Here is an 11,675-nt window from a genome sequence, read left to right as displayed (position 1 = left end):
CCCTGGCCGCCGCCCTGGTGCTGACCGCCACCCTGACCCGCCTGACCACCCTGACCCGCCTGGCCGCCCTGACCCTGGCCGCCCTGACCCGCCTGGCCCTGGCCGCCGCCCTGGTGCTGACCGCCACCCTGACCCGCCTGACCACCCTGACCCGCCTGGCCGCCCTGACCCTGGCCGCCCTGACCGGCCTGACCCTGGCCGCCGCCCTGGTGCTGACCGCCACCCTGACCCGCCTGACCACCCTGACCCGCCTGGCCGCCCTGACCGGCCTGGGTGCCTTGGCCGTTGTGGCCCTGGTGACCGTGCTGGCCTCCGGTCCGGGGTGCTCCGCCGTGGCCGCCGTGGTGCGCTCCGTTGTGGTCGCGGTGGTGACGTCCGCCGAGGTCGCTCAAGCGCCAGCCGTCACGGCCGCGGAAGCGGCGGTTGCCGAAGTCGTCCCAGCGCCGGCCGTCACGGTCACGGAAGTGACGGCCGCCCCAGGACACCTCGTCGACGAACCGGCCGTTGTCGTTGCGGAGGGTCGCGGTGTCGGAGCGGTTGTCCCAGACGTAGTTGCGGCGGTCCTGGTAGACGTCCCGGTAGGTGTCCCGGCCGATACCCGTGTGGACACGCACGGTTGCGCGGCCGCCCAGGCGGTAGTGGTCGAAGGTGTAGGTGTGGCCGTCCTCGTCCGACAGCGTCCAGTCGTCCAGGTTCACGCTGCGCCGGGACGTGTTCGTGACGTCGATCCACTCACGGTTGAGGGAGTAGTTGGAGCGGTCGTCGAAGCCCGGAGAGTCGTACTGCACGTCGCTGATCACCACACCCGACCGGTAGGCGGCCGCCTGGTGAGGAGTGGACTGCGCGGAAGCCGGCAGCGCGGTCGCGCCGAGCGCGGTGCCCGCCGCCAGAGTCGCGGCGGCGATACGGGAGATCGAACGAGAGGACATCAACAGTGCTCCCCGATGAGGTACGAGCCCGCTCCCGGCCGGCGTGGAAGGCCGGGAGCGGACGGTGTGCGAATCCCGGCTGGTGCCGAGGACCCACAGCTTGGCCGCCCGACCGACCCGATGCGAGTTGCGCCGTTTCGTGTTGCCGTATACGGACATTTCCGTGACCCTCGGCTGCACCACTCAACCAACCCCGCCAGCCCCCACACCGAGTTCACGGACGGATACACCCATCCCTTGATCACCGCGATGGAAGCGGTTTCCGCCCGCCCGCTCACACCACCACGCCCACCAAGCGCTCTACACCAAAGCCCCCTTCGGCACGTAACAGGCAAATACGACCAATCCACGAACAATCGACTGATAACCGATCAAGCGTTCGCAGCAATTTCATTCCACGCACGCCCACACAGCGAAAGCACCGGCCCTCACCACGGGCGGCAAGCACCCACCGCCGCACCCAGCGCGCCACACCACACGGCTCACGAACACCCAATGACCACGGCTCAGAGTCCTCACCGACCGGACCGGGATTCTCGCCGTGCCGGAGCTGGCCGTGAACGGCGCACTGCCCGCCGGACAGCCGACAGCCCGCCCCCGAGGCGGCAGACTCACCCGGGTACGGACACGCCGTGCGCGGCCGGCTCGGGGGGCACGACAATGGGCGCGGCGCAGCACACGGCAGGACACCCAGCGGCATCGAGACACCAGCCGGGCGAACGCCCTGTTTTCAACACGGCGACTGGACGAAGGACACCCCCACCCCGGGATGTCCTTCCAGCGACATTCGCTCGGCAGCAGTTGGGCACTACACCGGAGGGATTAATCGAGGCATATGCCAAGTGCGTCGTGCCAGCGGCTACTGCCGAGAGTGCTTACGTGGTGTGCGCTAGCAGGAGTCAGGCTCCCTCGCCTGTCCCTGCGCCTTAATCGACCACGAAAAGGAGCAGAGCATTGAACGCCTTCTCTGGTGTGAAGCGGAAGATGCTACTCGGGGTCACGACGCTGGCAGCGATCGCTGTCTCGGCCGTCCCTGGCTCGGCGTCCCCCGCCCCCGGCGGAACCCAGGGCGGCCCGGACCACTGGGGCGTGATCACCCGCAACACGATCGGCTCCCCCGTCGCCGCACTCAGGAACGGCCCGTTCGGCTCGTTCGGCGTCACCGGCCCCTCCGCGAGGCCGCCCTACGGAACGGGCAGCCTCGGCATCGAGGTGGCGGACAACTCCACCTCCCTCACCCCGCCCAGCGAGAAGGTCGACTTCGGCAACGAGGTCGACTTCTACCGCAACCCCGTGCTGGGGCTGAACCAGGTCGGTTTCCACGTCTTCCAGACCGGCGAGAACACCTCGCACGGCGGCCCCACGAACATGCCGAACATCAGGTTCGAAATCAACCCCAACCTCACCACGGCCCCCACCACCACCTACTCCTCCATGGTGTGGGCGCCCCCCGCCTCCTCGGTCACCGACCGCTGGAGCCCCTACCTGGACGCCACCACCACCGGCACATGGTTCCTCACGGGCAACGCAGGCACCGTGACCGGCTGCAACCAGAGCACCCCGTGCACCTTCCCGCAGCTGAAGACCGCCCTCAACGACGGCGGAACGGCACCGATCGTCTACACCGTCGCCGTGGGCAAGGGCCGCGACAACCTGTGGGCCGGAGCCGTCGACGGCCTGCGGATCAACCGGAACATCTACGACTTCGAAGCCGGCGGAGTCCAAACCCTCCGCGCCAACTGAGCAGCCCAGCACAGGCGCGGCAGCCGACGCATCCCTGCGCGAAGCGCCAGTGAGTCTACTGGCGCTCGACTTCGCATCGGCCGGGCTGTCACGCTCCTGAGAAGAGTCCAGGTGGTGGTGACGTCCTGCATGGCGCCACCACCGGACCGATCTGACGAGACGGCCCGCGCCAGGGGACGCCTCGCGGAAGTCGACCCAGACGACGCCGGGTCCTCACGCCCGTCCCTCCCCCGCGTGGTCGGCATGGCAGACATCAGCCACCCCGACCACGCCGCCTGAGGGCCCGTCCGTCCGGCCGCGGCCGGACGGACGGGCCCTCAGGTGGCGGGTCACATCGGTGTGACGTTCTCCGCCTGCGGCCCCTTGGGACCCTGAGTGACATCGAACGCGACTGTCTGGTTCTCCTCCAGCGACCTGAATCCACTGGAGTTGATCGCCGAATAGTGCACGAACACGTCCGGTCCGCCACCCTCCTGTGCAAGGAAGCCGAAACCCTTCCCGGCGTTGAACCACTTCCCGGTGCCAGTTGCCATCGATCTCGATCCTTCTTCGTGTGCCACGGCACCCAGGAGTGCCAGCCGGAACCCTGCAAGACGCCAGCGCTCCCAGTCTCCCCAGCCGCCAGGCGCATCACCTGCGACGCCAGGACGGCGCTCACACTTCGACAACAAACGATCAAGACCTGCTACCCGAGGGCCATGAGACAGCGCCTGCGCCCTGAACCAGCATCTCTGTGCCGGGGATATCTCGTCGCAAGGTCCCGCAGCCTTGCGGCCGAGGGCGCCCGCACCAGCCCTCATATGACGGCTGGTGCGGCACCGACAGTGACATCCGACAACGCTCACCACCCGCCCTGCAAGCGCCATCAGCTGATTGAAACTCAAGTTCCGCGAGACCGCCCATCCGGTCGGAGCTGACGCTGGACAGTGACTTGTCCGGCCTGCCGGCTCACAGAAGTACGGAACGGAACTGTTCCGCGCACTGGGTGCTCCTTCCTGGATGTGGCCGCGGGCCCGGTCCCCGGGGCGGCCGTACCGAGACCAGCTGGTGCTGGCCGTGGCGTCGGATCCGCCGCCGCTGCGGGGGTGTGCTCGAGGGTGGACGTCCGAGCGGTTTCCACCGTAGAAGCGCCCGCCCCGACCATGGCAGCCCGACCAGGCACATCCGTGCGTGGCCGAGGGGTGCGACCACAGCCCTCTCCCCCCAACCACAGCCCCCACCACGGCAGCTCAGACGCCTGTCGGTCCGGGAAGCCACGGCAAAATCTTTTTTCGGATCGCTTCAGACCGGTCGGCACACTTGCACCCCTAACCCCACGCCCCGCCACTGTGCTTAGAGGGCATCTCATTTGGCGAGTCTGCGGTAGCAGATGAGGGTTGCAGCGATGCCTGCGAAGGCGAGGAAGTGTGCGGCTTTGCGTTCGTACCGGCGGTGGAGACGGCGGCAGCCTGCGAGCCATGACATCGACCGTTCCACGACCCAGCGGTGGCGCCCGAGGCGCTGGGAGGAGTCGACGCCTCTGCGGGCTATGCGGTGGGTGATGCCGCGGTTGCGGAGCCATTGCCGCAGGTGGCGGTAGTCGTAGCCCTTGTCACCGTGGAGCTTGCCGGGCTTGCGTCGGCGCGGTCCACGTCGCGAGCGGACAGGCGGGATACCTCGTACCAGGGGTTCCAGTCCCTGGCTGTCGTGCATGTTCGCGCCGGAGATGCCGATCGAGAGGGGTAAACCGGTACGCTCGGTGATCAAGTGGATCTTCGACCCGTACTTACCGCGATCTACAGGATTCGGACCTGTCAGGTCCCCGTTACCGTTTTCGTGGTCCCGCAACGGGACTCCCGGCCTCCGAGCCCGGCATGACTTGGTCCCCTTGTCGATCATGGTCGAAAAAGTGGTGTCACCGGGCCTCGGAGGCATTGGCAGACCGCTGATCAGGGGCATGACCGCTCATTCCGTACCGGGGTGAAGCAGGGCTTCGTAACGTGGATGCCGGCACGCTGATGCCACAGGTGAGGCCGGGAAAGCGCCGCTGGGGAGGGTAAGTGAACGGCACGAGAGAGATCGGTGTCTACCTCGGTCTGGATGTCGGGAAGGGCGAGCATCACGGCACCGCCCTCACTCCGGCGGGCAAGAAGGTCTTCGACAGACCGCTACCCAACAACGAGCCGCGACTGCGCGAGCTGTTCACGAAACTGCAGGCCAAACACGGCACGGTACTTGTGGTCGTGGATCAGCCTGCCTCGATCGGTGCGCTGCCACTGGCCGTGGCTGGCGATGTGGGCTGCCGCGTCGCCTATCTGCCCGGTCTGACGATGCGACGGATAGCTGATCTCTATCCGGGTGAGGCCAAGACCGACGCACGCGACGCGGCGATCATCGCGGACGCCGCCCGCACCATGCCGCACACCCTGCGCGATCTCGCACCGAACGACGAGACGATCGCAGAGCTGGAGATGATCGTGGGCTTCGACGACGACCTGGCCGGCGAGGTGACACGCACCAAGAACCGCCTGCGCGGGCTCCTCACTCAGGTTCACCCTTCACTCGAGCGGGTCCTGGGCTCGCGGCTCGACCATCCGGCCGTCCTGGTTCTCCTTGAACGCTATGGCTCACCAGCTCAGTTGAGGAAGGCCGGGCGACGACGGCTGGTATCGCTGCTGCGACCCAAGGCTCCGCGCATGGCCGAACGCCTCGTCGAAGACATCTTCGCCGCATTGGACGAACAGACAGTGGTCGTCCCGGGCACCGACGCCGCCGCACTGATCGTGCCCAGCCTCACCGGCTCCCTCCGGTCCGTGCTTGACCAGCGGAAAATCCTCGCTGCCAAGATCGAGGAACTGCTGGAGGCCCACCCTCTTTCCCAGGTCCTGATCTCCATGCCCGGCATCGGAGTCAGGACCGCAGCCCGGATCCTCATCGACGTCGGCGACGGCAGCAACTTCAAGACCGCCGGACACTTGGCCGCCTACGCAGGTCTGGCTCCCGCCACCCGCAGATCCGGCTCGTCCATCCGTGGTGAGCATCCCTCCCGACGAGGCAACAAACAGCTCAAGAGAGCCTTCTACCTCGCCGCCTTCGCGTCGCTGTCACAGCCGGCCTCACGCGCCTACTACGACAAGAAACGCCGGGAAGGCAAACACCACGTCGCAGCCATCGTCTGCCTGGCCCGGCGCCGCATCGACGTGCTCTTCGCGATGCTCCGAGACGGCACGTTCTACGACCCCGTACCCACCGCCGCTGCTTGACCAAAACCATAGGGGCACTTTTTCATGGCCCGCATGTTCACCGAGTCGATCGCGCACCGCGACCAGTCCAACTTCCCGCGCGCGCCGAGTTCGTCCAGGACCAAGCGGTGCAGTTTGCCCCATACGCGGGCCTTGGACCACTCGCTGAAGCGACGGTGAGCCGTCGGCCCCGACGGCCCGAACGACGGCGGCAACTGTGCCCACGTACACCCCGACGTGGCAACGAACACGATTGCCGCCAACACCTCGCGGTCGCCATGGCGTCGACGACCGCCACCCTGAGGCCGCACCGGAGCCGGCGGAACCACCCGCTCGAACAGCTCCCACAACTCATCCGGCACGAGACGCTCAACAATTCCCACGACGCCAGACTATCCAACAAACCAAATGAGATGTCTTCTTAGTGTCACCGGCCCCTTGTACGGCGGCAACAGACGGCGTACCCGGGTTCGAAGAATGCATGCCGGGTGATTTTACAGCGGACCCGGCGCACCCGGCTTTCGCCCAGTGGGCTGGTCCGGGCCACGAGAAGTGGGGCCCGCCGGAAAGTCTCCGGCGGGCCCCACTTCTGGGCTGGTGCGTGAGGTCAGATTCCTCGGCGGGTCTGGTAGTAGCCGCCGACCTGCTCGTGGTAGGCGGCGTCGCCGACGTGCTTGTCCTTGTCGAACTCGGGGGAGTCCTTGATCTGGTCCTTCGTGAGGTCGACGTAGATCCTCCGCTCCGCCAGGTCAACTGTTTTCACGGTCCCGGCCGGCAGCAGCACGTGCTTGCCGAAGATCCACACGCCGGTGTCGACGACGAGATACGAGGAGCTGACGTCGTCCGAGTGCTTGTCGACCTTCCCGATGGTGCCGTCGGTGGCCTCGACCTTCCATCCGGTGAGGTCGGTGCCCGCGGTGTAGCCAGTGGTCGGCTGGTAGCCCCAGATGCTGTCACTCATGTAGAACCGCTCCCTTGTCGAGATTCCTTGCTGCTGCCGCAGCGAACTGCGGAGTTATCGACGTCATCGAATTCGGTGACGCTTCCTCAGAAAGCCGGGTACCCGGCCTCAGGTTCTCTACGTACTGAGGGTGGTGGCGAGTTGGGCCAGTTTCTGTGCGGATGGGCTGCCGGGATCGGCGTGGTGTACGACGAGGAGTTGGCCGTCGGTACCGGCGAGCAGGAGTCGTTCGTAGCGCAGCTCAAGCCGCCCCGCCTGCGGGTGGTGCATGTGTGAAGTGCCGGTTCCCCGGGGGCTGACGTCGTGGCGGGCCCACAGACGGCGGAAGGTCTCGCTGCCTGCGGAGAGTTCGTTCACCAGCTCGACGATGCTGGGATCACTGCCATCCGGGCCGATGAGGGCGCGCAGGCTGGCGACGGCGCGGATGGTCATCTCTCCCCAGTTGAGGTAGAGGGAGCGTACGCGCGGGTCGAGGAATGCGGACCGTATGGCATTTGTGCCCGGCTGGTTGCCGGGAGACAGCGCGATGGCCAGGGGGTTGGCCGCCACTACGTCCATGTAGCGGTTCAGGACCACGGCAGGAGTGCCCGCCCAGGATGTGTTGATCAGTTGCTGGATGCCGAGAGTAACCCGTTCGTCGGGGGGCGGGCTGAAGTGTCGCGGAGCGGGGGTGGCGAGAGTGTGCAGGTGCCGAGTCGCGTCCAGGTCGAGTTGGAGGACGCGGGCGAGGGCGTCAAGGACGGCAGGTGAGGGGTTCTGGTCGCGCCCTTGTTCTAGGCGCAGGTAGTACTCGCTGCTGATGCCGGCGAGCAGGGCGACTTCTTCGCGGCGCAATCCGGGCACGCGGCGGCGGCCCCCGCCGGGCAGGCCGACATCCTTGGGGTCGACGAGGTCACGACGCGCTCGCAGGTAGTTGCCGAGGTGGTTGGCGCTCACATGCTCCACGGTACGAGGCAGTCCACGCCCACGCGGGTCGGCTCCGTTGCCTGATGATCTGCGGCCCGGTTTCCTGGTCCTGGCACTACCAGTGTTGACACGACCCTGGCTGGGGTCGAGCCACAGAGCAACGATTACGGGGACTGGGAACGCAGAATATTCCGGTTTCCGTATACATAACGCTTTCTGTAAGGCGGCCGCAGTGAGCACGATCTCGTTGCCGCGAGCGACATCCTCGCGCTGTGCCTGCGCGACGACAGCGACATCTGGGACGTTCTGCATACCCCCGGGGTACGCGAGCACGTCCGGCCGGGGACGGTGGTCGTCAATCATGGCACCGGAGATCCGGGCGAGAACGTGAAGATCGCCGAGTTTCTGCGCAGCCTTGGCGCGTCCTACCTGGATGCTCCGGTCAGCGGCGACGGCCCGGGGGCGAAAGCCCGCACCCTGACCACGTTCGTCGGCGGCGACGAGGGCGCCTTCGAGCGGTGCTCACCGGTATTCGCGGCCTTCTCCACGCGCGTCAGCCGCATGGGCCCGGTCGGGAGCGGTCAGATGACCAAGCTCCTCAACAACGCCATGACGATGTCGAACCTGAAGAACGCCGTGGACCTGGTCCGCCTCGCCCAGCAGCTCCACGTGGACATCCCGGCCGTCCTCGACGTCATCTCCGCCAGCAGCGGAGGCAGCGCCTCACTCCGCGCGCTCGGTACCGCCATAACCCCCGAGATCGCCCCCCACCTGCAGGGTCTAATGCGTAAGGACATCGAGCACTTCGCCGATGCCGTACGCGCCCAGGGCCTCGACCCGGAGCAACTGCGCCGCCGTGCACTGGCCGGCGCCGACGGCCTGGTGGAGGCGGTCACCCTCGCAACCGCACCAGGTCACGCGGCCTGACCCCTCACCGTCTGATGCCCACCGCGCTCTCCGAGGGTCGCCACCCCGAACTCCCACTCTCTCTCATGCCCTCTCGCGAAAGAAATCTAGTCATGGCTCGTATCACGACCCCCTTCGGCCTCTCCTCCACCGCTGACGAGGTAGCCCGCGGCATCGACCTCTCTGGACGGCGGGCGATCGTCACCGGCGCCACCTCCGGCATTGGCATCGAAACCGCCCGGACGCTGGCAGCCACCGGCGCCCAGGTGACGCTGGCCGTACGCAACACGGCAGCCGGTGAAAAAGCCGCTGCCGACATCACCGCGACCACCGGCAACAGGGACATCCACGTGGACCGCCTCGATGTCTCGGACCGAACCTCGGTGGGCGCCTTCGTGCAGGCGTGGGACGGGCCGCTCCACCTCTTGATCAACAACGCCGGGATCATGGCCACGCCCGAACTCGAACGCACCCCCGAGGGCTGGGAGATGCAGTTCGCCACGAACCACCTCGGCCACTTCGCCCTGACCACCGGCCTGCACGACGCACTGACCGCCGACGGCAACGCACGCATCGTGGTTGTCAGCTCAAGCGGACATCTGATCTCCCCGGTTGTCTTCGACGACCTCAACTTCCACTACCGCCCCTACGACCCTCTGGTGGCCTACGGGCAGTCCAAGACCGCCACCGTGCTCTTCGCAGTCGAGGCCAGCCGGCGCTGGGCGGCCGACGGGATCACCGCCAACGCCCTCATGCCCGGCGCCATCGCCACAAATCTCCAGCGCCACACCGGCGGACTCAAGACCCCGCCCGAGCGCCGCAAGTCGCCCCAGCAGGGCGCCGCAACCTCCGTGCTGCTGGCCACCTCTGCTCAGCTGGAAGGCATCGGCGGCCGCTACTTCGAAGACTGCAACGAAGCCATCCCGGTCTCCGACGGCAACGGCTGGGCCAGCGGCGTCGCACCCTACGCACTCGACACCGCCAACGCAGAACGCATGTGGGAGGAGTCCCTCCGGCTCCTGTGCTGACCCCCTCCGCCACCCACTCGTCGGTCCCGCTCCCCACGGCGGGGCGCACCAGCCACCAGTCGTGCGCCCGGCCGCATCCAAGCGCAGATCCAGAAAGTCCCCGCGGCCGTCGCCATGAGCGGACGTGGACGGGTGGGACCGGTTTGGTTATGTGGTGGCCGCGGTGAGGGCGATGTCCGCGGTGATGCGCTTGCCGAGGGGGGTCTGCTCGACGGTTACGGTCTGGGCGAGTGCTCTGACGATCTCCAGGCCGTGTTGGCCGACGCGTTCGGGGTCGTGGGGCTTGGCCGCCGGTACGACGGGATTGCTGTCCCAGAGCGCGACTCGCACCACAGCACCGGTGACCCGCAGACGCAAAAGGGCCGGTCCCGGCGCGTATTTGCGGGCGTTGGTGACCAGTTCGCTGACGATCAGCTGGACGATCTCGACCGTGGCGGTCACCACCGGGATGCCGTGGTCGTTCCGCGCCGCCGTCAGGAATGCCGATACCAGATGGCGGGCCTGGGCTATGCGGGAGCCGTCGTTGTCCAGCGCGAGCGATGCCTCCAGCAGCGGGGCCGTCCCACCGTCGGCCCCACTTGTCTCGTCCATCTGTGCCCGCCTCCCTCTCCCCGCCCGCCACCCCTTTCGGCGGGGTATGCCTAGGCCCGGAACGTTACCTGCAGAACAGTCATACGGGGGCAGTACCCTCGCAGGCTGTACGGCTTTCCGTGCCCCCTTCGCGGGCGTTGGCCATACCGCAGAGGAATGCTGAAGGGCAAGTGTTCGACATGCACGGCACGGCCGACAGGGCGCCCGACTGGTGATCAACAAGGCCACCGCCGCAGGCTTCCGCATCCTGGCGCTGAGCGGCGAAGTCGACGCTGACAACGTTCCCCTCCTGCGGCAGGCCCTCCACGTAGACGGCACCAGTGCGTCGCGGACGGTCCCCGACCCCAGTGGGCTCGCCATGGATTCCAGCGCCATCGGTGCAGCGCCATCGGTGTGCTGGCCGCCGCGCAACGCGGGGCAGCGTCCGCGGCGGCTCGACCCGGCTGGCGGTCTTGGTTGCGTTCCGCATTTTCTGGAACGTTGCACCGCGAGTGAGTCAATATCTGTGTTCGTGAGATGAGAGTTTGGCGGACGATGCGGCGAGGGTTTTTGCCACAACGAGTGGAGTGGAATTACTTAACGGACGCGAGCCGTTGCGGCGTGCTACTGTCCATCTCAGTTGCAGTTGTGGTTCCCGAACTTCAAGTGCTCCCACCCGGTTCTTGCCGGGGAGAGCGCTTTTGTATTTCCGGTCCTTTTCCGGCGGGGTAATCATCGCGGCGACACGGCGCTCGCACAGTGCGGACGTCGGTGTACTGCCCCAAAGGAGATGTGACATGGCTGCTGGTACCGTGAAGTGGTTCAATGCGGAAAAGGGTTTCGGCTTCATCGAGCAGGACGGTGGCGGCGCTGACGTGTTCGCCCACTTCTCGAACATCGCCGCCCAGGGCTTCCGCGAGCTCCAGGAGGGCCAGAAGGTCACCTTCGACATCGCGCAGGGCCAGAAGGGCCCGACGGCCGAGAACATCGTCACCGTCTGACGCTGACGCGTATCTTGCAGCTGGGGCGCGCATCCCTCAGGGTGCGGGCACCAGCTGCATGTGTTTCCGCAGTGATTTCTCCTGTCGGAACACTATGTCGAGGGACGAGGCCTCCTCTTCGGAGCCGTACCCGTCGATTTCGGAGCCGTACCCGTCGATGTCCCGGATTCACTTTCGCGCGGCTCCCCTTTTCGCCTGCGTCGGCACGGATTCCCGTGCGCCACGTTCGCTTTCGCATTCCATTCGGTCCGTGCCTGTGGTTCCCCATGCTGCTTACGCTGCGGGAATTCCTTGATGCGTGCCGTATCAAGGAAGCAGGGCTGATTCATAGTCCTGGCGGATTTGAGAATCTGCTGGTCACAAGGGTGTGACGAACCTTCGCTGCGGCAGTTCAGCAGACAACGAAGCTC

General features: G+C 66.8%; 11 protein-coding genes and 3 pseudogenes. 7 read left to right on the top strand and 7 right to left on the bottom strand.

What is annotated here, in order from left to right; all coding sequences use genetic code 11:
• Positions 1–464 precede the first annotated feature (464 nt).
• Positions 465–929 (bottom strand): annotated as a pseudogene (locus ABZV34_RS34600) (lamin tail domain-containing protein); the annotation flags it as partial.
• Positions 930–1,883: 954 nt separating this feature from the next.
• Between ABZV34_RS34600 and ABZV34_RS34595 the strand changes: the two are divergent.
• A complete protein-coding gene (locus ABZV34_RS34595) occupies positions 1,884–2,672 on the top strand; it encodes a hypothetical protein (RefSeq protein ID WP_356285708.1) in 789 nt (262 codons plus the stop codon).
• 329 nt (positions 2,673–3,001) lie between these two features.
• Here ABZV34_RS34595 and ABZV34_RS34590 read toward each other — a convergent pair whose 3' ends face one another.
• Both ABZV34_RS34590 and ABZV34_RS34585 read right to left on the bottom strand, forming a co-directional pair.
• The gene (locus ABZV34_RS34590; RefSeq protein WP_356285705.1) at positions 3,002–3,205 is read right to left on the bottom strand and encodes a cold-shock protein; all 204 of its coding nucleotides are present in this window, start codon (positions 3,203–3,205) and stop codon (positions 3,002–3,004) included.
• 811 nt (positions 3,206–4,016) lie between these two features.
• On the bottom strand, positions 4,017–4,550 hold the full coding sequence (locus ABZV34_RS34585; protein ID WP_356285702.1) for an IS5 family transposase: 534 nt from the start codon (positions 4,548–4,550) through the stop codon (positions 4,017–4,019).
• Between the two features lie 161 nt (positions 4,551–4,711).
• Here ABZV34_RS34585 and ABZV34_RS34580 point away from each other — a divergent pair, with 161 nt between their 5' ends.
• A complete protein-coding gene (locus ABZV34_RS34580; RefSeq protein WP_356285699.1) occupies positions 4,712–5,914 on the top strand; it encodes an IS110 family transposase in 1,203 nt (400 codons plus the stop codon).
• Positions 5,915–5,934: 20 nt separating this feature from the next.
• Here ABZV34_RS34580 and ABZV34_RS34575 read toward each other — a convergent pair.
• From ABZV34_RS34575 to ABZV34_RS34565, 3 genes and pseudogenes are all read right to left on the bottom strand, one after another.
• Positions 5,935–6,276 (bottom strand): annotated as a pseudogene (locus tag ABZV34_RS34575) (transposase); the annotation flags it as partial.
• Between the two features lie 224 nt (positions 6,277–6,500).
• Entirely contained in the window at positions 6,501–6,854 is a 354-nt protein-coding gene (locus ABZV34_RS34570) for a PRC-barrel domain-containing protein (protein WP_356285696.1), read from the bottom strand.
• A 117-nt stretch (positions 6,855–6,971) separates the two neighbouring features.
• Positions 6,972–7,790: a helix-turn-helix transcriptional regulator gene (locus tag ABZV34_RS34565; protein ID WP_356285693.1), complete on the bottom strand. Its 819-nt coding sequence runs from the start codon at positions 7,788–7,790 to the stop codon at positions 6,972–6,974.
• Positions 7,791–8,003: 213 nt separating this feature from the next.
• Here ABZV34_RS34565 and ABZV34_RS34560 point away from each other — a divergent pair.
• The 3 genes and pseudogenes from ABZV34_RS34560 to ABZV34_RS34550 form a co-directional block, all read left to right on the top strand.
• Positions 8,004–8,312, top strand: a pseudogene (locus ABZV34_RS34560) (NAD(P)-binding domain-containing protein); the annotation flags it as partial.
• A gap of 9 nt (positions 8,313–8,321) precedes the next feature.
• Positions 8,322–8,687, top strand: a complete 366-nt coding sequence (locus tag ABZV34_RS34555; RefSeq protein WP_356285711.1) for an NAD-binding protein — start codon at positions 8,322–8,324, stop codon at positions 8,685–8,687.
• A 92-nt stretch (positions 8,688–8,779) separates the two neighbouring features.
• The gene (locus ABZV34_RS34550) at positions 8,780–9,694 is read left to right on the top strand and encodes an SDR family NAD(P)-dependent oxidoreductase (protein WP_356285690.1); all 915 of its coding nucleotides are present in this window, start codon (positions 8,780–8,782) and stop codon (positions 9,692–9,694) included.
• A 147-nt stretch (positions 9,695–9,841) separates the two neighbouring features.
• Here the strand turns inward: ABZV34_RS34550 and ABZV34_RS34545 are convergent, their stop codons facing one another.
• Complete coding sequence (locus ABZV34_RS34545; RefSeq protein WP_356285687.1) at positions 9,842–10,285, bottom strand: ATP-binding protein; 444 nt, start codon at positions 10,283–10,285, stop codon at positions 9,842–9,844.
• Positions 10,286–10,496: 211 nt separating this feature from the next.
• On the opposite strand from ABZV34_RS34545, the gene ABZV34_RS34540 reads away from it, so the two are divergent.
• Complete coding sequence (locus ABZV34_RS34540; RefSeq protein ID WP_356285684.1) at positions 10,497–10,805, top strand: hypothetical protein; 309 nt, start codon at positions 10,497–10,499, stop codon at positions 10,803–10,805.
• Positions 10,806–11,061: 256 nt separating this feature from the next.
• Positions 11,062–11,265, top strand: a complete 204-nt coding sequence (locus ABZV34_RS34535; RefSeq protein ID WP_200430022.1) for a cold-shock protein — start codon at positions 11,062–11,064, stop codon at positions 11,263–11,265.
• The last annotated feature ends 410 nt before the right edge of the window (positions 11,266–11,675 follow it).

This window comes from Streptomyces sp. NPDC005195, assembly GCF_040608315.1.
GTDB lineage: Bacteria > Actinomycetota > Actinomycetes > Streptomycetales > Streptomycetaceae > Streptomyces > Streptomyces kaempferi.
This window is presented reverse-complemented; position numbering and strand designations above follow the sequence as displayed.